The organism is Maribacter sp. C-4077 (assembly GCF_055378385.1).
Window position 1 is genome coordinate 2087945 of record NZ_AP038807.1, and the last position, 20131, is coordinate 2108075.

The window sequence follows — 20131 nt, forward strand, 5'->3', positions numbered from 1 at the left end:
GAAGGAATCTGTTTGATAATAGTTCTAATTTTTAATATTCGAAGCGAAGGAATTCAACTATTCGGCCTAACATTTTATTCTTTGCTTCTGAGTAAAAAATTTTCGTCATACCATTGAGAGGATAAGTCTTCCCAATTGGGGTTCATTGAATTAATTAGCGCAATTTTCTTTTTTCTATTCCCTGACTTCAATTGTTTTTCTCGAATAAATGCATCTTGTACTTTATCAAACTTTTCAAAATACACCAGAATATCACAATTATATCTTTTAGTAAATGCGTTTTTATAAATTCTGTGTTTATGCTCATTCATTCTCCGCTCAATATTATTTGTGGCACCTACATATAAAACGGTTTTGTTTTTGTTTGTTGTTATATAGGCATATCCCTTCATATCGTTAATTGAAGCTAACCAAATTTAAATCTTAAAATATGTTTTAATTATTTTGGTTTGTGTTTTCTCCAATGTCCAGTTTTTTAGCGAAGAGATTCCTTCATCCCGAATTCTCGGAATTAGGGATTAGGTTTTTGAGCTCACCCAAACTATTCGCTTCATGAATGTTTTTATCCTGTCGCCATCGTAGCATACGGGGAAAACGGGTAGCAACGCCACTTTTGTGCCTATTGGACAGGGCGATTCCTTCAAAGGCAATTTCAAACACATGATGTGGGGTCACACTTCGTACCGGGCCAAAACGTTCCAATGTGTTTTTCTTGATCCATGCATCCAATGTTCTAAATTCGGCATCGGTGAGTCCGGAGTACGCTTTCGCAAAGGTGACCAATTCCCGTTCCCCCTTCTCATTTTCGTCCCACAGGGCAAAAGTGTAATCGGTAAACAAGTTGCTTCTACGCCCGTGCCCTCGCATGGCATAGGTGAGCACGGCATCTATTGTTAATGGATCTACCTTCCATTTCCACCAATCCCCCTTTTTTCGCCCTACCAAATACGGAGAGTCTTTTCTTTTTAGCATCAACCCTTCACTGTGTTTTTCTCTGGAAAGCTCCCTTTCTTTGGCAACCTCCTGCCAGGAATCAAACTGCATGGTTTCCGAGAGTTGTAGGGGCAAATCACTTCGATTTCGTTGAGTGCCCCCACTTTCACTTTGCTCTGTAGTTTTTGATTTCTGGTGGCTGAGCGTAGTCGTAGCCACGGTTTCAAACAGAGCTTCCAACAATTGTCTGCGTTCGGAAAAAGGTTTCTGCCGGATATCCGTTCCCTGCCATTCCAATAAATCATATGCTTTAAGAATGACGGGAACTTTTGTGAGGAGGGATTTTGAAACCGATTTCCTCCCGATTCGTTTTTGCAAGTCGTTAAAGGTCCCTATTTGTCCTTTTGGGTAGGGTAATATTTCGCCATCGATGACCGTTCCATTGGGAATAAAACCGATAAACTGTTCAAATTCCGGGTACTTGTCTGTAACCAGTTCCTCGCCCCGGCTCCAGACAAAGATTTCATCATTTCTTAGGATGACCTGTGAACGTATACCGTCCCATTTGTGTTCCATGGACCATTCGTTAACATCGCCCAAACTTTCCGGGACTTCTTCTAGCGCATAGGCCAAATAAAAGGGATAGGGTTTGGATAGGTAGTCGGTTTTGTGCTCCTCCAAGACCAGCTGTTGAAAGGAAATTGTATTGGGGTCCCAATTCCCCATTAACTTATAGGCGAGAATGTCCTCGTCAATTTCAGTGGCCTTGGAGAGTGCCCTTGTCATCAATTTCTGACTCACCCCAATGCGGAAACCGCCTGTTATCAATTTGGTGAAAACGAACCGTTCATAGTAATCCAGAACCTTCCAATTGTCAAAAAGATACTGCTTTTTTTCGTAGTCCGATTTCTTTTTGAGCGCTATCATCTCCTCCAAGAATTGGGTCAGGGTCTTCCCTGTGGACGCTTTTGATGAAGGGACCACCAAGGAGATGGTTTCGGCCAGGTCGCCAACAATGTGGTAGCTCTCCTCAAAAAGCCATAAAGGGATGTTCGCAAGTTCCGATGCCCATTCCCTTAAAAGTGTCGTGTTCACGGGTCTGGGAGGCCTGCGGTGCGATAGGATGGCGATGGTCCAAACTTTATCGGTATCATTAGCCTTCAAAAAGTATTGGGTGAGGGCATCAACCTTAACGGTAGTCTTGTTAGTGCTGTCCAGCGTCTTAATAATTTGCGCAAATCGTTTCATGATTCGGATACAGATTTTGAGGTTTCCATCTCGCCCTGTTCGCCTTCATATTGAGTGGCTTCGGTGCGTGCATCGTATCCTTGTTCCCTAAGGTATCGGGAAAAAATATCGCTATAGCCATGCGTACAAATGACTTTTTCTGCGCCTGTAGCTTCAATACTGGAAAGTAAGCCTTGCCAATCGCAATGATCGCTAAGGACAAAACCTTTGTCGATGGCTCGTCTGCGTCTAGCTCCCCGAAAGGTCATCCAACCACTTGCCGATGCCGTTACATAGGGCACCATCTTCCTGATCCAAGGGCTGCCATGGGCACTGGGAGGGGCCAAAACGATGTTTCCCAAAAGTTCTTTTTTGGTTGTTTCTTTAGTGACCAATTTGGTGGGAGGGAAAGAGACCATCGGCCTTAGGACTTCCGTCATATTCTCTATGGCCCCATGGGTGAAAATGGTGCCAATCTCTGTATCCAAATACTTTAACAATCGCTGTGCCTTTCCAAGACTGTAACCAAATAGGATGGAGGTCTTACCTTCCTTTTTGTTCTCCAGCCACCATTTGTTAATATCTGCTAGGACCTCTTTTTGGGGCAACCATTTAAAGGCAGGAAGACCAAAGGTACATTCGGTGATAAACGTATGGCAGTTTACAGGCTCATACGGGGTGGATATGCCATCGTCCTCCGTTTTGTAATCCCCGGTAAATACCCAGACCTCGCCTTTGTGTTCTACCCTAACTTGGGAAGCTCCAATGATATGTCCCGCTGGATGCAGGCTAAATTTTACGTTGTTAACGGTGAAGGTTTCGCCCCATTCAAATCCTGTGGTCTTAATATCACCCAACCTATGTGAGATAATGGGAATGTTCCTTGGATGCGTGATATACTGTTCGTTTCCCCAGCGACTGTGGTCCGCATGGCCGTGGGTGATAATAGCCTTTTTAACAGGTTTCCACGGATCTAGGTAAACGTCCGCTTTTTCACAATAGATACCTTTATCGGTAAATTTTAAAAGGGGTGATTTCATCTGTTTATATTTAATGGTATTAAATGGTCAGATGCAATTATTCACATCGCTGTTTATTGTATTTTAAAAAGGTGTTCATGAATCTTTGATTTAGTTCATTATTTACTATTTGCTTTTCAGCGGTATTCATGAAACTTCGTTTTCGCCATCCCGATAGCTATCGGGACATCCCGGTGGGTATCAGGACTTGTTATGGCTCATTTCATAGCATCGTGAAGTTACAAATTTGCGTAGAAACAAAGTTGGACGGGATATAAACTATGACCTGTAAAAAAATTATATTTGCCCAATAAAACAAAATACGATTATGGCCATTGCAGATTTATATACCAGTGGAGAACATAGAAGAAATTTGGCACATTTTGCGGCCCTCGCTACTCTTGCCTCTGTTGATGGAGAGGTAAGTACGGAGGAAAAGCTTTTATTGGACCGATTTGCCACCAAACTGGATATCACACAGTCCGAATATAAGGAAGTCCTTAAAAAAGAGAACAAGTATCCTATTGAGGCGCCGCTTGATTCCGAGAAACGTTTGGAGCGACTTTATGATTTGTTCAGGATTATTTATTCTGATCATGAAATGGATCCGGAAGAAAAGATTCTGGTTAAAAAATATGCTATTGGACTAGGTTTTAATGGGGAAAAGGCAGATAAAGTTATAGAACGTTCCGTTCAAATTTTTGGAGGTAAACTTGATTTTGAGGATTACCTCTATTTGGTCAAGAAATAATTTACAAAGCACTTGAAACAGAAAGGGGAGCGATTCGCTCCCTTTTTTATTGGCACCGCCAAAAGCTATAATACACCGAGGCTTGCCCGCCTGAACGCCAGTCGGGCAGGCATCAAAATTAAAAGTTCGTTTTCGAAGAATATCTCCTGAGCTTGCCCCGAGGTTGTTTACTGGTACTTATCCAGGAATTCCTGCAGTTTTTCCACCATTTTCCGGCTACCGCAGAAAAAGGGAACACGTTGGTGCAGTTCGGTCGGTTGTATGTCCAGAATCCGCGTTTTACCACCAATGGCGATTCCGTTCGCCTGCTCTGCAATAAAGGCCATGGGATTGCATTCATACAGTAATCTCAATTTTCCGTTTCCAGTGAGGCTACTTTTGGGGTACATATAAATGCCGCCCTTTATCATGTTCCGATGAAAATCCGATACCAAAGACCCAATGTACCTTGATGTGTAGGGCCTGTCTTCTTCCTCCATTTGGCAATATTTGATAAAGTCCTTCACACCTTGATGAAAATGAACGTAGTTCCCTTCGTTCACGGAATAAATCTTGCCGTTTTCTGGAAATTTCATATTGGGGTGCGATAGGTAAAAGGTTCCCAAAGCTGGGTTGAGGGTAAAACCGTTAACACCATCGCCAGTTGTGTAGACAATCATGGTGGAGGTTCCGTAAACAACGTAACCCGCGGCAACCTGTTGGTTACCAGGTTGTAGAAAGTCCTCAATGGTGACTGGGGTACCAACCGGGGTCACCCTTCTGTAAATGGAAAAGATAGTACCTACAGATACGTTTACATCTATATTGGAGGAACCGTCCAAAGGGTCTATGAGCACTACATATTTATTCTGATGGTTTTCATCACTGCTGTTTATAGAAATGAAACTATCCTCTTCTTCGGATGCTATTCCACAGACAATTTCCCTATTGGTTAAGGTCTGTATGAACTTTTCATTGGCAAAAACATCCAATTTCTGTTGGTTTTCCCCTTGGATATTGGTCTCGCCCGAGGTACCAATTATATCCACTAGCCCCGCCTTGTTGACTTCGTGGTTTACCACCTTGGCAGCCAAACGAATGGCGTTGATTAATTTGGATAGTTCCCCAGAGGAATATTGGAAAGATTTCTGGTTTTCAATGATAAATTCCCCTAAGGTTTGTTTTCTGAAGGCCGACATAGGATATAAAGGTTGATCTCACTACAAATAACGCCTATTTTGTGAAACTCTTGTGTTTGGTTTTCACTTCTTTGTTTAAAATTATAACTTTGTGTTTTATTTGTAACAATGAATTATAATATCAGAGCTTCCCGAAGGGAGGATATGGTACAGGTGTTGGAATTGATCCGGGAGCTTGCCGTATTCGAAAAAGAGGAAAATGCGGTTGAGGTTACCGTGGCCGATCTGGAAAGGAGTGGCTTTGGAGATGATAAGTTATTCCACTGTTTCGTGGCCGAACAGGAAGGGAATATCGTTGGAATGGCCTTGGTCTACCCCAGATATTCTACGTGGAAGGGACCCATCATCCACTTGGAGGATCTCATCGTCACGGAGAAAATGCGTGGAAGTGGTCTGGGGACCGCTTTGTTGAACGAGGTAGTGAAGTATGGCCACAAATTGGGTGTAAAAAGGATAAGTTGGGAGGTGCTCGATTGGAACGAACCTGCTATTGAATTTTATAAAAGCAAAGGTGCAGATGTAAAACGCGATTGGGACGTGGTGCACTTGGATGAAAAAGGGATAGCCAACTATTTGGCGAAGATTTAAAATTTTAGAATCGTAATTCGTGTATGAGAGTATTTAAGTTTGGAGGTGCCTCCGTGAAAGATGCGGAAGCGGTAAAAAATGTAGTAAACGTATTGCAGACAGTAGGCTATGAAAACACGCTGTTAGTAGTTTCCGCCATGGGAAAGACCACCAATGCCATGGAAGAGGTGGTAAATGCCTATTTTAAGAACAAGAAGGACATTCCCTCAAAAATCTCGGACATTGTGGAGTACCACAACGGCATCATAAACGATCTGTTTGAGAACAAACAACATAAAATTTATAAGGACTTTAAGGTGTTGATCGATGAGATCAACGGATTTTTGGTCTGGAACAAATCCCCCAATTACAATTTTGTCTATGACCAAATTGTAGGATATGGAGAATTGATTTCTACCACCATTATCAGTGCCTATTTGGAGAAAGTCGGTATCGCCAATAACTGGTTGGACGTGCGCAATTATATCAAGACCGATAACAGTTACAGGGACACTACCGTAAACTGGGAAAGGACCCAGGCCAATGTAGCGGATATCGATAAGAAGGTACTGAACATCACCCAAGGTTTTTTGGGTAGTGACGACAACAACTTTACGACCACTTTGGGAAGGGAGGGGTCGGATTATACCGCTGCCATTCTCGCCTATTGCCTTAATGCAGACTCCGTGACCATCTGGAAGGATGTGCCCGGTGTTTTGAACGCAGATCCTAGATATTTTAAGGAAACGCAGTTGTTGAACAATATATCCTATCGAGAGGCGATCGAACTTGCCTTCTATGGTGCATCGGTCATACATCCAAAGACCCTGCAGCCGTTACAGCGTAAGGAAATACCCTTACATGTAAAATCATTTTTGAACCCCAAGGACCCCGGGACTACGGTGGGCAAGGGCATGGGCATCGAACCCAAAGTTCCCTGCTTCATCGTTAAGAAAAACCAAGTGCTTATGAAATTGTCCTCACTGGATTTTTCCTTCATGGTGGAGAACAACATCAGTGAGATTTTCAAGCTATTTCATGACTTTAAGATCAAGGTGGACCTGATCCAAAATTCCGCTATAAGTTTTTCAGTTTGTGTAGATAACAAATTTGGTGGTTTGCAAGATCTTTTACAGCAATTAAAAAGTAAGTTCAAGGTGGTACACCATGAGGATGTTTCGCTCTACACCATCCGGCATTTTAACGCCCAAGCACTCGAATCCTTGGTCAATGGGCATGAAGTTCTGTTGGAACAGCGGGGTAAGGAAACGGTGCAATTAGTGGTGAAATAGCCTTCTGCGCTATTTTTTCCCTTCTTTAAAATAGTGACCTCCACTACCATTTTCCTATATTTATGCCCTGAAATTGTTTAGGGTATGGGTTTAGTGACCGCAAAAGAAGTGGCAAAGGCCGTTAACTTGTCCAAGTACGGCTTTCTGGGAACTTTTATAGGTTGGGTATTGATGAAGGTCACCCGCATATCCGGTGTCAATAGGTTTTACGATAGTATTTCGCACTTGGAGGGCAAGGAATTTACCCAGGCCGTTTTGGACCATTTTGAAATCGATTTTGAAATTCCCGAAGAGGATTTTAGGCGATTGCCCAAAGACGGCCCGTTCATCACCATTAGTAACCATCCCTTGGGAGCTATTGACGGTGTTCTGCTGATGAACCTATTGCTTCCCAAAAGACCGGATTTCAGGATCATGGCCAACTTCCTGTTACAGCGTATGGTGCCATTGGACCCTTACATTCTTCCGGTAAATCCGTTCGAAGGGCATAAGGATGCCAAAAGTAGTGTTAGCGGATTTAAAAGGACACTCACACATCTAAGGGATGGGCATCCCTTGGGGATATTTCCGGCAGGGGAAGTTTCCACGTATCGCGATGGAAAATTGATCGTGGACAAACCTTGGGAAGATGCTGTCTTAAAGCTAATAAGAAAGGCGGAGGTACCGGTAGTCCCTATTTATTTTCATGCCAGAAATAGCAAGCTTTTTTATAGGCTTTCCAAACTGAACGATATTTTTAGAACGGCTATGATTCCTTCACAGGTATTTTCACAACATAACAGACCCATAAAAATCAGGATCGGCCAGCCTATAACGGTACAGACCCAAAAGGAACAGGAAGACATGGTTGAATTTGCAGATCTGTTGCGAAGAAAGACCTATATTCTCTCCAACGCCTACGAAAAGGAACGGCTGATAGACCAAATACCCACTTCCCTAAAAATCCCCAAACCGCCCAAAAAGATTGCTTCCGCCATGCGAAAAGAGGTGATGCAGGGCGAAATCGAAAAGCTTCGGGAAAAGGATTGCAGGTTGTTGCAAAGTAAGAACTACGAGGTTTTCCTAGCCAAGGAGAAGGATATGCCTTTTATCCTCAAGGAAATTGGACGGCAGCGAGAGGTTACCTTTCGGGAGATAGGGGAGGGCACCAATAATTCCATTGACCTGGACAAGTTCGATTCCTATTATTACCATCTTTTTTTATGGGACGATGCGGAAAAATGCATTGTGGGTGCCTACCGCATGGGTCTGGGTTCGGAAATTTTCCCGGAATACGGCATCGACGGGTTTTATTTGCAGGACCTGTTCCGGGTGGAACCCGAACTTTATGGGATGATGAAAAATTCCATTGAAATGGGAAGGGCCTACATTACCAAGGAATACCAGCAAAAACCCATGCCCCTGTTCTTATTATGGAAAGGTATCGTACATACGACCTTAAGGCATCCGGAGCATAAATACCTAATAGGGGGCGTAAGTATCAGCAACCAATTCTCCAATTTTTCAAAGAGCTTGATGATCGAGTTTATGAAGTCGCATTATTGGGATCCCTATGTGGCCCAATACATTCGGCCCAAAAAGGAATTCAAGGTAAAGCTTAAGGATGCCGATAAAGAGTTTGTCTTTGATGAGACGCAGGCCGATTTAAATAAGTTCGATAAGATGATTGATGAGGTGGAACCCGGTAGCCTTCGTTTGCCCGTCCTTATCAAAAAATACATCAAACAGAACGCCAAGGTAGTCGCTTTCAATGTAGATCCACTTTTCAATAATTCCGTGGACGGTCTCATGTACATTAAAATTGCCGATTTGCCCGAAAGTACCGTAAAACCGGTCATGGAGGAGTTTCAGGCGGAATTGGAACGCAAGTTGGCTGAATCCCAACAAAATCAAGAGTAAGGTTTTAATCTATACCGATAACCGTACTGCGTCTTTCGAAAAGGACATTGTCTATCCAAACACCGCTCAAATTTCCAACCCGCTCGCGGACACCGATTTTTCTGAAACCTGCCGATTCGTGTAATTTAATACTTGTTTGGTTCGATGGAAAAATCCCCGATTGTAAGGTCCAAAATCCTTGTGCTTCACTCTCCAAAATCAGGTGTTTTAAAAGCGCTTTCCCAAGGCCCAGCCCCCTATACTTTTCACCTATGTATATGCTGACCTCCGCTACGCCCCTGTATACATGTCGGCTAGAGACGGGCGCCAACGCTGCCCATCCAGCAAGATTGTCCTCATAAAGTCCCACAAACCGACAAATTTTCAAGTGCGACCTGTCCCATTTTTCGTAAGTGGGAATCTGGGTCTCAAAAGTGGCCATGCCCGTGGCAATGCCTTCCCCATAAATTTTGGCAACCTTTTCCCAATCGGTGGCGGCCATTGGTCTAATTGAAATCATTGAAAGTCCTTATGGATTAACAACAGCCGCTTCCCGGCACACATGCTGAAACGGCTTCTGTAGCTTTTTCAGGGATACCACAGGTCTCTTTGGCCTTACAATCCGTTTGTTCCACGCCCAATTTTATAATTAGATTGTTATGCGAAATTTCATAATCGTTCACGAATAATTGTGCGGTATGAAAACTTTGGTTGCTGTATTCAAACTTGACCTCTACATCCCTTTCCATGGGCTTTATCTTGTCCACTTTTTTGAGAATGGAAAGTGCTTTGTAGGCACTCATATACTCCCGTTTGTCCTTTTCCAATGGACTTTCATAGAGTTGGATGATGGTTTCCTTCCAAAAGTCGGGGTTTGCACCACAATCAACGGAGTCGATGGTTACATTTTTCACTTCGGTGATGTGATAATTGGCACCTACCAATAGACCGGGAGCATATTCAAAAAGTAAGTTTTTACCAGAATTTCCTTCAAGGATGTTCAAAAGTTCTTTTGTTTTCATACTATAATTTTTTGGTTAACAGCAATTTGTTTTGGTTTTGTTGAAAAAGGAGTTGAGCATTTCTTGAATGGCCGACCATCTTTCCAGATTGATGCAATAGCATACCCGTTTCCCTTCTATTTCCCCAGAAATTAAACCGATACTCTTCAATTCTTTTAAATGCTGGGAAATGGTAGGTTGGGCCAGGCCTATTTCGTCTACAATATCGTTGCAGATACAGGCTTCCTGCTTGCTTATATATTCTAGGATGGCAATCCGTGCAGGGTTGGCCAACACCTTAAGTATAACGGCTAGTTCGTTCTGCCTGTTGGTAAAAATTTGTGTTTTGATAGCTCCCATAGTAATATTTATATATTGCAATATTACGATAATAAATTAAAATAAAAAAAGCCTTTTTCATAAAGGCTTTTTTTATTTTAGAACCAAGGTTTCTTGCCCACCTGATAGGTGTTATAAAACTCTTCGTCTGATTTGGTAAGATAGATAATCCCTTCAATCAAACCGACTAATCCCGGAATCCAAACAAACAACAGCCCAACGGCTAAGCATGACAAAACATAAGCAGCTAATGAAACCCCTAAAAGGATGAATCCTTCCTTTTGATATCCTAGTATGAACTTATGTACCCCAAGCGAACCCAATAAAATTGCTAGAATACCCGCCAATACTTTTTTGTTCTCACTTCCACCAGTAGCACTTTTTAAGCCTTCAGTGAATTCATTTGCGGTCTTTTTTGCTTCATTGGCGAAATCGTTGGCAGCATCTTCTGCCTTATCGCCAAAATCTTTGTTTTCTTCTGACATGGTATTATTTTTAGGTGGTTAATTATAATTTAAAAGTAAAGAATAAAACGATATCACAAAAAAACTTTATCATTAGGTTCCCAAAGCTCCAATTTATTGCCATCTGGGTCTAGAATCCAACCAAACTTACCATAATCGTATTCCTCAACTTCCCCGACAATTGTAACTCCCTCCTTTTTCAATACTTCCAAAAGTTCAATTAAGTATTCCACTCTAAAGTTCATCATGAAGGAGGAAGTACTGGGCTTAAAGTATTGGGTGTCCTCTTTCATGGGACTCCATTGTGTAGTACGGTCGTTTCCGTCTTTGTCCTTCCACCAAAATGTACAACCGTATTGATCTGTATTCAGTCCTAAATGGTTTCTGTACCATTCCTTAGTTTTATCCGGATCTGATGTCTTAAAAAAGAATCCCCCCAATCCAGTTACCCTGTTTTTCATACGTTTCTTATTTTCCAGTTTTATTCTCGTAAAGGGCTATCCAGTCCTGAACGCTCATTTTGCGCGCTAGATTCCCAATAAGTACATAGGGAATGTCGTCCAAGTTCTTGAACCTAATACAGCTTTTCCCCATATCCAATTTACGTTTACTGTGTTTAGGATATTCCGTTTTAAACCAATCCAACAACTTGGGGTCCGCGTACAGACCGGAATGATAGAGGGCTACAAAGTTTTTTTGGGACGCCAAATTTATAAAGGGGAGAGGAAGTTTCGGATCTACATGGTAACCGGCGGGATACAGGCTATGCGGCACTACATAGCCCAACATGCCATAGCTGATCTGTTCCTCAAAACCTTCCGGTAGATTTTCCAGGATGTTTTTCCTAATTTCCAAAATTACCGCCTTTCTTTCTTCGGGCAATTGGGAAATATAGTCTTCTGGTGAATCCGCCTTGTACTGCATCTCAAACGTGTTGGTCTATTAAAATGGGGTTGCCATCTGGGTCTAATAACGTAATGCTGGCAGGTCCTGAGGTACCTTCTTCTACCTTACGCACAAGGTTGATGCCCTTGGCTTCTAGCTTCTTTTGGATGTCACGGATATCGGTATAATTGTTCAAGGTATTGGCATTAGAATCCCAACCGGGATTATAGGTGAGGATATTCTTTTCAAACATACCTTGAAAGAGCCCAATGGTAGAGGTTTCATTTTTTAGAATCAGCCAATTTTGTTCAATATCGCCATGGAAAACCGAGAAGCCCAAAGCTTCATAAAACGCTTTGGAGGCCTTAATGTCCTTGACACTAAGGCTTACGGAAAAAGAGCCTAAGTTCATTTTAAAGGTGTTTAAGTTTGACTATCAATCCCTTAAGCTACAAATTTATTTTTGATTTTGTCCACCACGGTCTGTGCCAACTTAATTTTGCTCTCTATCGTCCAACCGGCCACATGGGGGGAGAGGATGACATTTTCCGCTTGGGTCAAATATTCAAAGGCCTCGGGAAGTCCGTCTCCGGTAAACATATTTTCAAAGGAGGTTTTTTCATATTCAAGGACGTCCAAACCAGCGCCCAACACTTTCCCCGATTTCAACGCTCCGACCAAATCGGCCGTTTTAATGCATTTGCCCCTGGCCGTGTTGATGATCCAGATATCGTTGTGGAACTTGTTCAAAAATTCGGAATTGATCATACCTATGGTGGCCTCGGTTTGGGGAACATGTAGGCTCAGGACATCGGTTCGCTGGTGTAACTCCATGATGCCTACTTGCCGGGCATATTCATCCTCTACGCCACCTATGATGTCATAACATATAACCTCCTCTACATCAAAACCCTTTAGTTTTTTGGCAAAGGATTTTCCCATGTTTCCGTATCCTACGATACCTACTACCTTACCTTCCAATTCTACCCCTCGGTTGCCTTCGCGGTCCCATTTGCCGTTCCTGACTTCGGCATCGGCCTTGTTCAATTTATTGAAGAGGGACAGGAGCATGCCCAGGGCATGTTCCCCAACGGCGTTTCTATTTCCTTCCGGCGCAGCGGCCAAAAAGATGCCCAAGGACTTGGCATACCGGGTATCGATATTCTCCAAACCGGCGCCCAAGCGTCCAATGAATTTTAAGTGCTTCGCCTTGTCCAGAAAAGAGGCGTCAATGGTAAATCTGCTTCGGATGATGAGTCCGTCGTAGTCCCCAATTTTCTCTTCTATCGCTTCCTTTGTGGAAACATAGTCCTCATCATTCACAAACCCCATTGCGTTGAATTGTTCAATAATCAAGGGATGGTTTCTATCTACATGGAGTACTTTCATAGGATGTTTAAATTTTTGGATATTTAGTTTGGGTGAGGTCATGGGTTACATCGCCTGTATGGGCCGTTGTACTTTTTTCAAATAAAAGGATGTGGACTTCCTCCCCGGCATCGGTCTTGGGACAATGTTCCACCCCTTTTGGAACGACAATGATTTCACCTTCCCTTACTACCTCGGTACGGTCCCTAAACTGCATATAGAGTGTCCCTTTTATGACCTGAAACAATTCATCTTCCTGTTCATGGGAATGCCAAACAAACTCACCTTTAACCTTTGCCAGTAACACCTGCATATCGTCCACGATCGCTATTTGATGTGGGTGCCAATACGTGTTGAACCGGCTATGTTTTTCCTGGATGTTAATTGCTTTCATTCGCTTGAAATTTGGTTAATAGCCTGATTTTTAAACATTTACTTTTTAAAGGATACTTAACTTTCCCTATCCAAGCCTTCTACGAGGGTTTCATCTGTGCTACTCCAAGGGTATGATGGCCGCTTGATAAGGCAACAATTCAATTTGATTCTCGGTCATTTTAATAGGTTCCAAATTGTTTATCCATTCGTCTCCCAGATTCCATCCTTCGGGAAGGTCTATCGTTGCATTGCTGGTCGAAAAGTTTAGCAGGACGGCTATTTTTTCGTTCCCCAAGGTTCGTGTATATGCGTAAATCGTGGGATGGTCTTTGGCGATAATTTCGTAGTCTCCATACACGAGCACATCGTTATTCTTTCTGAGGGCGGTCATGGCCTTGAAATGCTTCAGTACCGAATTTGGGTCTGCTTCGTTCGAGGCCACATTGATTTCCTGATAGTTTTCGTTGACCGGAAGCCATGGAGTGCCGCTCGTAAAATTTGCATGGGCCGATGCATCCCACTGCATGGGCGTTCTCCCGTTGTCCCTTGATGAGAATTTCAGGTTTTCCATGTAGGCCTCCACATCGCCGCCTTGGTTCACTACTTTTTTATATCCGTTGATGGCCGCTATGTCCTGATATTCCTCAATGGTCTCAAAACCGATATTGGTCATACCCAGTTCATCCCCATAATAACAATACGGGGTGCCACGCATACTTAATATAAAGGTGTTCAACAGTTTTGCCGAAGCGGCCCTAAATTCCGGGGTATCATTGCCAAATCTGCTCACCAAACGCGCCTGGTCGTGATTGGCCAGAAATATGGACAGCCATCCGTCCTTGGCGAATTCCCTGTCCCATTTGGTGAATACGTCTTTTAGGGTGGAGAGTTCATATCCATCGGACTTTGCAATATCCACCCCTTCAAAGGCATAGGCCATGTTCAGCTCGTTACGGTCGGCATCCACCAAGTTATGCGCATCCTCGAAATTCCGGCCCGCTCCCTCCGAAACGGACATGACATCGTATTTGCTAAAGACCTCCTTGTTCATTTCCTTGAGGTAGGTATGCAGGCCGTCTTGCAAGGCATAATACTGGATAAAGTTCTTTTCCAAGTCATCGTCAATGGCGGGAAAAGTGGTATCCTTGGCTGCGAATTGAAAGGCATCCAACCGAAAACCGTCTACCCCTTTTTCGGCCCAAAACTTCATAATGTCGTAAACTTCCTGGCGTACTTTGGGGTTCTCCCAATTGAGGTCCGGTTGTTTCACGGAAAAGTAATGGAGGTAATACGCATCCGTGATGGAATCGTATTTCCAGGCCTCCCCATTTTCATCGAACAAACTGTATCTGTAATTGGGCTTCCCTTTTTCAGCGGGCCACCAATGGTAGTAATTCCTGTAGGGATTGTCCCGTGAACTTCTAGACTGCTTGAACCATTCATGTTCATCGCTACTATGGTTCACTACCACGTCCATAATGAGCTTGATGTCCCGCTCGTGCATCCCTTTTAGCATGGTGTCAAAGTCCTCCATGGTTCCAAAGTCCTCCATAATGCCCCTGTAATCGCTCACGTCATAGCCATTATCATCGTTCGGTGAGCTGTAAATAGGGTTCAACCAAACGGCCGTGACCCCAAGACTTTTTATGTAATCCAATTTTTCGATGATGCCTTTAAGGTCGCCAATCCCATCCCCATCTGTGTCTTTAAAGCTTCGGGGATAGATTTGGTAAATAATGGCTTCCTTCCACCACTTTTGATCCATTTCAAAGGCCTCATTTTTTGGTTCCTGTTTTTTTTCCTGGCAACCTATCAGCATAAAGGACATTAGAATCCATAGTGTTCGTAATCGATTCATTTTATCGTTGTTAGTTGGTAAATGGTTTTATCGGAATAAATTATTCTTTCAATTTAGGAATAAAAAAGGAGCTAATTGAGATCAAATGCGTGAGCGTTAGATTCCCAAAATGAGCTTGGCGATCATAAAATATATGAGGATGCCAAAAATATCATTGCTGGTGGTAATAAAGGGACCCGTAGCGATGGCGGGGTCTATGCCTCTTTTATGCAGGAACAAGGGTACAAAAGTACCGATCAGTCCGGCAACTATAATGACCGCAATCAAGGAGATGGAAATCGCAAAGGAGATATTGACCTTGCCTTCATAGGACCAAACAAATATAAATAGTAAAATAGCCAGTATAATACCGTTTAGGGTGGCCAACAACATTTCCTTTATCAATCGGTTGCTGATACTTCCCTTTAAATCGTCATTGGCAAGGCCTTGTACGATGATGGCACTGGATTGTACCCCTACGTTCCCGGCCATAGCGGCGATCAGAGGGGTAAAAAAGAAAATAATGAACTGCTCCTGTTTGAAATCCTCCTCAAAGCCTCCCATAATCATAAAGGCTCCAATACCGCCAATAAGGCCCAAAATCAGCCATGGCAACCGTGCCCTGGTCAAGTCCAGAATACTATCATCTGCCTCTACATCCTGCGAGATACCTGCGGCCATTTGATAGTCCCTATCCGCTTCTTCCCTGATTACGTCCACGATGTCATCAATGGTGATACGCCCCACCAACCTGCCAATCTCATCCACAACCGGGATGGCTTCCAAGTCGTATTTGGACATGATCTTGGCAACCTCTTCCGGTTTTTCATTGACGTTGACGGAGTCTACCTTGGGAATGTAGACATCTTTTATGTGTGTTTTAGTGGAAGTGGTCAACAGGTCCTTGAGCGACAACCTGCCAATGAGCTTGTCTTCTTCGTCCACGACATAAATTGAATGTACACGGGTCACATTTTCGGCCTGGGCGCGCATTTCCTTTACACAAGTGAGTACGTTCCAGTTTTCCCTTACTTTTACCAATTCCTTGGCCATAAGGCCCCCGGCGGAATATTCATCGTACCGAAGCAGGTCAACGATATCCTTCGCATGCTCCCGGTCCGCTATTTCAGAAATTACTTTTTGAACCATTTCCTGCGGAAGTTCCCCAATGATATCCGCGGCATCGTCCGTATCCAGTTCCGCTAGTTCCTCGGCGATTTCCTTCGAGGAAAGATTGCTCAGAATAGCTTCTCGAACGTCTTCGTCCACTTCCGTAAGCACATCAGAAGTTTTGTAGCTATCCAGCAGTTTTATGAGATAGGTGGCCTCGTCCTCGTTGAGTTCATTGATAATTTCCGCAACATCTGCATAATGCACGTCCTCCAAAAGGGAATTCAGCTCCGTATCCCTTTGGTGTTCGATGAGCTCCTCTATCTGGGCAATGAGTTCCTCTGTGAGTTTAAATGGCGTCATGTGCTATCTTCTTTGTCAACGCAATGAATTCCGAAACGGAAAGCTGTTCCGGACGTTGATCAAATATAGCATCTTCTTTAAGATTTTCGGAGAGTCCGAGTGTTTTTAAACTGTTACGGATGGTTTTCCTGCGCTGGTTAAAGGCGGTTTTAACAACGGTAAACAATAATTTTTCATCGCAGTCCAGAACGTACTCCTTTTTTCGGGTAAGGTTCAATACCCCGGATTGCACTTTTGGTGGTGGATCAAAAACTTGCGGATGCACCGTAAATAGGTATTCCGCATCATAAAAAGCCTGCGTAAGGACGGATAATATCCCATAGGTCTTACTACCTTCCCTTGCGCAGATACGCTGTGCCACTTCTTTTTGGAACATGCCGGAAAACTCCGGTACCTGATGCCGCATCTCCAGCATTTTAATAACGATCTGTGTGGAAATGTTGTAGGGAAAGTTCCCGGTGATGGCAAAGGGTTCAGCACCAAAAAGGGGGGACAGGTCGTAGTTCAGAAAATCGGCCTCCACTACCTTAAAGGAGCCGTTGCCTTGAAATACCTTGGGGTGTTCCAAGGGAAAACTGTGGTTGAGGTATATGATGGATTCGGCATCCAGATCCATAGCGACCAAATCAATTTCCTTTCGCAATAAATATTTTGTGAGTACCCCGGTGCCGGGACCGATTTCCAGCACATGGGTATAGCCTTTGAATGAAAGTGTTTCCGAAATTTTTTGGGCGATGTTCTCGTCCTTTAAAAAGTGCTGCCCTAGGTGCTTTTTGGCTTTGACCGGACTTTTTTGGTCGGCATAGTTTCCCTGATCATCGCGAGGCTTTTTATTTTTTCCCTTTCCCTTTCTTTTTCCCATTTCAGATTTTTTTAAAGCTTACCCAAACGTCAGGTTCACCTAGAGCTAGGTGATTACCTTGCCAAATATACCCAAGCTTTTTTACCTGAAAGCAAACCGACCTCGATTCTTTCGTAGGCGTCCCCTTCATAGAAATCGGCCTTTTTCAATTCATCGTCCGTAAGTACATAGACTTTACCGTGAATTTTATCTTGCGGATTATGGGTCGGTTCCAAGGTGGGATATAAACCGGCGACTTTTATATCGGAAATCCGATGTCCGTGTAGGGTATCATCATACCCGCCCAGAAGCCTTGAAAAAACGCCCAATTGAACCTCTTTTTCCTGCAAGGTGCCATAGGTAAAAAGGTGGTGCGTTGCGGTATTCCGATGCACAAAAAACTCATCGACCACCTCTAGTTCCGTCCGGAATGAAATCAATTGGTCCGCAAATAATTTTTGCCCTTTTTGCCTTAATCTTGGGGCATCCTCCCTGTAATAGTCATTGAGCATTTCCTTGCTGGCCACGGTATATTGGACGGAATAGGTGTGCCCCGTACCTTCTTCGGCCAATACCTTGGTCATTTTTGCACTCAGGAACTTTCCTGTGGCAAGCACCTCTGGAATATGTACGGATTTCATCCAGTGAAGCCATTTTTCATGGGCCTTATCCTCTATGTTGCTGGTTACGTTATAAATGTACATGGGGTGATGGTTGTTCGTTTTTGGTTGTTGATTGTTCGCTATTCGCTTTGCGCTAAACGCTTACCGCTGTTCGACTCTAAGCTATTAACTGTTCAATGCTAATTGTTTATTATGTATTGCCTCCAGCATATTTCTAACTGTTAACTCTACACTCTGAACTCCGCACTCCGCACTCTCGACTATTAAACGTTAATTGACCGCATCCCCCCGCAGCATTCTAAAATTTTTGCGGGCCTGTGGAAAATAATAGCTGTCCTGATAGTCATAAATGATACGTTCATAATGTGCCTTGGCCTTCTCCGGCTCGTCCAGTACAGTCCTGTAAAGTTCCCCTAAGGCAAAATAGGCGTCGTCTGCCAGGATACCGTTACCATAGAACTCGATTATTTTTTGATAGTTGAATTCTGCCGCTTCGTATTTCTTTTGGGATTCCAATAATTGGGCCTGTTTTAGGAGTGCCTCGTCCTCTATTTTTTCTCCCTTGTGGTTTTCCAAAATATCGTTTAGGTCTTGGATCGCCTCGTCCGTTTTGTTCTGATAGGCCAAAAAATCGGCACGGGCATATTTTTTCAATGCTGTCTGGGTGGAGTCTTCCAAGGAATTGTCCGATATCAACAAACTCAATTGCATGGCATCGTTCGCGATGAGCTGCGAGGTAGAACCCCGTAGCACCTTTAGCTGTGTCAATGCCCAGTCAAAATCTCCCTTATAGAAGCTTGTTTCCGCTACTTTGTATCGGGCATCCTGTCCCATGACATCGTTTTTTAACTTGTCCTGAACTTGCGAAAAAAAGATGAGCGCTTCGTTAAACCGACGGTCGTATACCAAAATATCGCCAAGGGCAAGCTTAATGTAGGCCTTGCTCCGTTCGTTCATGGGTAGTTCCAAACTGTTCTTTAGCAGTTCGATGGCCGGGCCGGGCTCGTCTTTTTGAAAGGTCAGGAAATTGGAATAGGCCACCTGGAGTTGCAGGGTCTGGGTCTGGTATCCGTATTGTAAAATAAGGGCTTCGTAGCGTTTCTGTATGGCGTCCAATTGATTTTTTTCCACTTCTTCCAAGGTGATGTCTATCAAATGCAGCTCCGCGTTCAATTGCACAATAGGGTCCGCACTTTCATCCTTGATGTATTCAAAAACCTCCTTGGCAACCTCATATTCCTTCTCCTCTAGTACCGTGGTGCCCAAATTCTCCAGGCGACCGGTATTGCCGCCCTCCATACGTTTGTAAATGGCCTTTTCCTGTCTGAATGCGCTTCCAAATTGCCGTTGTTTTACGAACAGCCAGCTCAGCAGCTCGTTCCAGATGATATCCGGATTTTTCTGTGCCTTTTGAAGAAGTATGGCCCTAAGGGTCTGGTTGTTGACATCCTCCGGGTCCGATGTAATGAAGTCGTCAATGCTTCTAAGGATATTGGATTTTGACGTTTTATTGTTCACCAAAAGTTCCAAATAGGAGGTGTACATTCTTTCAATATCGCCCTGTTCCCCATAAATCCTGGCTAACTGGTAATTGTAGTCCAAGGTAGGGTTCAGTTCCATAGCCTTCTTATAGGCCGCCACGGCTCTGTCCAATAAGGTATATTTTTGGAATTGGTAGCCCAAAGCGTACCCGTAGTTAGGGTTTTCCTCAATAAAAGCCAGGGCACGGTCATAATATGCCTCGGACTTTTCCGGCATGTCCTGGAGGGAATAATTGTAACCCATTTCTATCAATAGGGTAGGATGTGGGTTTCTCTGGTTCAACTGTTCCAAAAGGTAGGCTTCGGCATCGGTATAGCGTTCCAGCTGTTGATAACAGGCAATAAGACCTTGTAGATAGTCCGTTCTTCTCGGATTCTGTTTCGCCAATTTTTCGTAGAAAACGACCGCTTTTTCAAAATCGCCATCGGCAAAATATTGCTTGGCCAAAAAGTCCTCTTGGGCACAAACGCTGATGGAGATGAATAGAAAAGCAAAAAATCCTAAAAACTTCATAGCAGAAATTTATCAAATTTAAGCA

The 20131-nt window shown here is 43.5% G+C and carries 22 protein-coding genes; 4 read left to right on the forward strand and 18 right to left on the reverse strand.

What is annotated here, in order from left to right; all coding sequences use genetic code 11:
* Positions 1–74: 74 nt before the first annotated feature.
* From ACZ41C_RS09070 to ACZ41C_RS09080, 3 genes are all read right to left on the reverse strand, one after another.
* Positions 75–392 (reverse strand): GIY-YIG nuclease family protein, encoded by a 318-nt coding sequence (locus ACZ41C_RS09070; RefSeq protein WP_464560858.1) that lies wholly within the window; start codon positions 390–392, stop codon positions 75–77.
* 100 nt (positions 393–492) lie between these two features.
* Positions 493–2181: an ATP-dependent DNA ligase gene (locus ACZ41C_RS09075; protein WP_464560860.1), complete on the reverse strand. Its 1689-nt coding sequence runs from the start codon at positions 2179–2181 to the stop codon at positions 493–495.
* A complete protein-coding gene (locus ACZ41C_RS09080; protein ID WP_464560862.1) occupies positions 2178–3200 on the reverse strand; it encodes a ligase-associated DNA damage response exonuclease in 1023 nt (340 codons plus the stop codon). The genes ACZ41C_RS09075 and ACZ41C_RS09080 overlap by 4 nt, the downstream gene beginning before the upstream one ends.
* A 307-nt stretch (positions 3201–3507) precedes the next feature.
* Between ACZ41C_RS09080 and ACZ41C_RS09085 the strand changes: the two genes are divergently transcribed.
* Complete coding sequence (locus ACZ41C_RS09085) at positions 3508–3930, forward strand: tellurite resistance TerB family protein (RefSeq protein ID WP_272635618.1); 423 nt, start codon at positions 3508–3510, stop codon at positions 3928–3930.
* 167 nt (positions 3931–4097) lie between these two features.
* Here the strand turns inward: ACZ41C_RS09085 and fbp are convergent, their stop codons facing one another.
* Positions 4098–5108, reverse strand: coding sequence for a class 1 fructose-bisphosphatase (gene fbp, locus ACZ41C_RS09090; RefSeq protein ID WP_272635617.1), 1011 nt, complete (start codon positions 5106–5108; stop codon positions 4098–4100).
* A gap of 108 nt (positions 5109–5216) precedes the next feature.
* Here fbp and ACZ41C_RS09095 point away from each other — a divergent pair, with 108 nt between their 5' ends.
* From ACZ41C_RS09095 to ACZ41C_RS09105, 3 genes are all read left to right on the forward strand, one after another.
* Entirely contained in the window at positions 5217–5696 is a 480-nt protein-coding gene (locus ACZ41C_RS09095; protein WP_138257906.1) for a GNAT family N-acetyltransferase, read from the forward strand.
* Positions 5697–5719: 23 nt separating this feature from the next.
* Positions 5720–6967 carry an aspartate kinase gene (locus ACZ41C_RS09100; RefSeq protein ID WP_138257905.1) on the forward strand — a complete coding sequence of 416 codons (1248 nt, stop codon included), beginning with the start codon at positions 5720–5722 and terminating at the stop codon, positions 6965–6967.
* A gap of 84 nt (positions 6968–7051) precedes the next feature.
* The gene (locus ACZ41C_RS09105; protein ID WP_464560866.1) at positions 7052–8866 is read left to right on the forward strand and encodes a GNAT family N-acyltransferase; all 1815 of its coding nucleotides are present in this window, start codon (positions 7052–7054) and stop codon (positions 8864–8866) included.
* Positions 8867–8870: 4 nt separating this feature from the next.
* Here the strand turns inward: ACZ41C_RS09105 and ACZ41C_RS09110 are convergent, their stop codons facing one another.
* From ACZ41C_RS09110 to ACZ41C_RS09175, 14 genes are all read right to left on the reverse strand, one after another.
* Entirely contained in the window at positions 8871–9365 is a 495-nt protein-coding gene (locus tag ACZ41C_RS09110; RefSeq protein ID WP_464560868.1) for an N-acetyltransferase family protein, read from the reverse strand.
* Between the two features lie 16 nt (positions 9366–9381).
* Positions 9382–9867: a DUF6428 family protein gene (locus ACZ41C_RS09115; protein WP_464560870.1), complete on the reverse strand. Its 486-nt coding sequence runs from the start codon at positions 9865–9867 to the stop codon at positions 9382–9384.
* Positions 9868–9882: 15 nt separating this feature from the next.
* The gene (locus ACZ41C_RS09120) at positions 9883–10206 is read right to left on the reverse strand and encodes an ArsR/SmtB family transcription factor (RefSeq protein ID WP_464560872.1); all 324 of its coding nucleotides are present in this window, start codon (positions 10204–10206) and stop codon (positions 9883–9885) included.
* Between the two features lie 77 nt (positions 10207–10283).
* Positions 10284–10670 (reverse strand): TM2 domain-containing protein, encoded by a 387-nt coding sequence (locus ACZ41C_RS09125; RefSeq protein ID WP_138257900.1) that lies wholly within the window; start codon positions 10668–10670, stop codon positions 10284–10286.
* 53 nt (positions 10671–10723) lie between these two features.
* Positions 10724–11110, reverse strand: a complete 387-nt coding sequence (locus ACZ41C_RS09130; protein WP_464560874.1) for a VOC family protein — start codon at positions 11108–11110, stop codon at positions 10724–10726.
* Positions 11111–11117: 7 nt separating this feature from the next.
* Positions 11118–11573, reverse strand: a complete 456-nt coding sequence (locus ACZ41C_RS09135) for a DUF1801 domain-containing protein (protein ID WP_154917391.1) — start codon at positions 11571–11573, stop codon at positions 11118–11120.
* 1 nt (position 11574) lies between these two features.
* Entirely contained in the window at positions 11575–11946 is a 372-nt protein-coding gene (locus ACZ41C_RS09140) for a VOC family protein (RefSeq protein ID WP_464560877.1), read from the reverse strand.
* Positions 11947–11978: 32 nt separating this feature from the next.
* A complete protein-coding gene (locus tag ACZ41C_RS09145; protein ID WP_464560879.1) occupies positions 11979–12923 on the reverse strand; it encodes a 2-hydroxyacid dehydrogenase in 945 nt (314 codons plus the stop codon).
* 7 nt (positions 12924–12930) lie between these two features.
* Positions 12931–13296, reverse strand: a complete 366-nt coding sequence (locus tag ACZ41C_RS09150) for a cupin domain-containing protein (protein WP_464560881.1) — start codon at positions 13294–13296, stop codon at positions 12931–12933.
* Between the two features lie 99 nt (positions 13297–13395).
* The gene (locus ACZ41C_RS09155; protein WP_464560883.1) at positions 13396–15135 is read right to left on the reverse strand and encodes a glycoside hydrolase family 13 protein; all 1740 of its coding nucleotides are present in this window, start codon (positions 15133–15135) and stop codon (positions 13396–13398) included.
* A 96-nt stretch (positions 15136–15231) separates the two neighbouring features.
* On the reverse strand, positions 15232–16587 hold the full coding sequence (gene mgtE / locus ACZ41C_RS09160; protein ID WP_464560885.1) for a magnesium transporter: 1356 nt from the start codon (positions 16585–16587) through the stop codon (positions 15232–15234).
* The gene (gene rsmA / locus ACZ41C_RS09165; protein WP_464560887.1) at positions 16574–17449 is read right to left on the reverse strand and encodes a 16S rRNA (adenine(1518)-N(6)/adenine(1519)-N(6))-dimethyltransferase RsmA; all 876 of its coding nucleotides are present in this window, start codon (positions 17447–17449) and stop codon (positions 16574–16576) included. The genes mgtE and rsmA overlap by 14 nt, the downstream gene beginning before the upstream one ends.
* 53 nt (positions 17450–17502) lie before the next feature.
* Positions 17503–18132: a DUF4286 family protein gene (locus ACZ41C_RS09170; RefSeq protein ID WP_464560889.1), complete on the reverse strand. Its 630-nt coding sequence runs from the start codon at positions 18130–18132 to the stop codon at positions 17503–17505.
* Between the two features lie 189 nt (positions 18133–18321).
* Positions 18322–20106, reverse strand: coding sequence for a tetratricopeptide repeat protein (locus tag ACZ41C_RS09175; protein WP_464560891.1), 1785 nt, complete (start codon positions 20104–20106; stop codon positions 18322–18324).
* Positions 20107–20131: the final 25 nt, after the last annotated feature.

Coding starts and splice junctions, on each gene's coding strand:
- ACZ41C_RS09070 (WP_464560858.1), bottom strand. CDS start 392: ATGAAGGGATATGCCTATATAACAACAAACAAAAACAAAACCGTTTTA.
- ACZ41C_RS09075 (WP_464560860.1), bottom strand. CDS start 2,181: ATGAAACGATTTGCGCAAATTATTAAGACGCTGGACAGCACTAACAAG.
- ACZ41C_RS09080 (WP_464560862.1), bottom strand. CDS start 3,200: ATGAAATCACCCCTTTTAAAATTTACCGATAAAGGTATCTATTGTGAA.
- ACZ41C_RS09085 (WP_272635618.1), top strand. CDS start 3,508: ATGGCCATTGCAGATTTATATACCAGTGGAGAACATAGAAGAAATTTG.
- fbp (WP_272635617.1), bottom strand. CDS start 5,108: ATGTCGGCCTTCAGAAAACAAACCTTAGGGGAATTTATCATTGAAAAC.
- ACZ41C_RS09095 (WP_138257906.1), top strand. CDS start 5,217: ATGAATTATAATATCAGAGCTTCCCGAAGGGAGGATATGGTACAGGTG.
- ACZ41C_RS09100 (WP_138257905.1), top strand. CDS start 5,720: ATGAGAGTATTTAAGTTTGGAGGTGCCTCCGTGAAAGATGCGGAAGCG.
- ACZ41C_RS09105 (WP_464560866.1), top strand. CDS start 7,052: ATGGGTTTAGTGACCGCAAAAGAAGTGGCAAAGGCCGTTAACTTGTCC.
- ACZ41C_RS09110 (WP_464560868.1), bottom strand. CDS start 9,365: ATGATTTCAATTAGACCAATGGCCGCCACCGATTGGGAAAAGGTTGCC.
- ACZ41C_RS09115 (WP_464560870.1), bottom strand. CDS start 9,867: ATGAAAACAAAAGAACTTTTGAACATCCTTGAAGGAAATTCTGGTAAA.
- ACZ41C_RS09120 (WP_464560872.1), bottom strand. CDS start 10,206: ATGGGAGCTATCAAAACACAAATTTTTACCAACAGGCAGAACGAACTA.
- ACZ41C_RS09125 (WP_138257900.1), bottom strand. CDS start 10,670: ATGTCAGAAGAAAACAAAGATTTTGGCGATAAGGCAGAAGATGCTGCC.
- ACZ41C_RS09130 (WP_464560874.1), bottom strand. CDS start 11,110: ATGAAAAACAGGGTAACTGGATTGGGGGGATTCTTTTTTAAGACATCA.
- ACZ41C_RS09135 (WP_154917391.1), bottom strand. CDS start 11,573: ATGCAGTACAAGGCGGATTCACCAGAAGACTATATTTCCCAATTGCCC.
- ACZ41C_RS09140 (WP_464560877.1), bottom strand. CDS start 11,946: ATGAACTTAGGCTCTTTTTCCGTAAGCCTTAGTGTCAAGGACATTAAG.
- ACZ41C_RS09145 (WP_464560879.1), bottom strand. CDS start 12,923: ATGAAAGTACTCCATGTAGATAGAAACCATCCCTTGATTATTGAACAA.
- ACZ41C_RS09150 (WP_464560881.1), bottom strand. CDS start 13,296: ATGAAAGCAATTAACATCCAGGAAAAACATAGCCGGTTCAACACGTAT.
- ACZ41C_RS09155 (WP_464560883.1), bottom strand. CDS start 15,135: ATGAATCGATTACGAACACTATGGATTCTAATGTCCTTTATGCTGATA.
- mgtE (WP_464560885.1), bottom strand. CDS start 16,587: ATGACGCCATTTAAACTCACAGAGGAACTCATTGCCCAGATAGAGGAG.
- rsmA (WP_464560887.1), bottom strand. CDS start 17,449: ATGGGAAAAAGAAAGGGAAAGGGAAAAAATAAAAAGCCTCGCGATGAT.
- ACZ41C_RS09170 (WP_464560889.1), bottom strand. CDS start 18,132: ATGTACATTTATAACGTAACCAGCAACATAGAGGATAAGGCCCATGAA.
- ACZ41C_RS09175 (WP_464560891.1), bottom strand. CDS start 20,106: ATGAAGTTTTTAGGATTTTTTGCTTTTCTATTCATCTCCATCAGCGTT.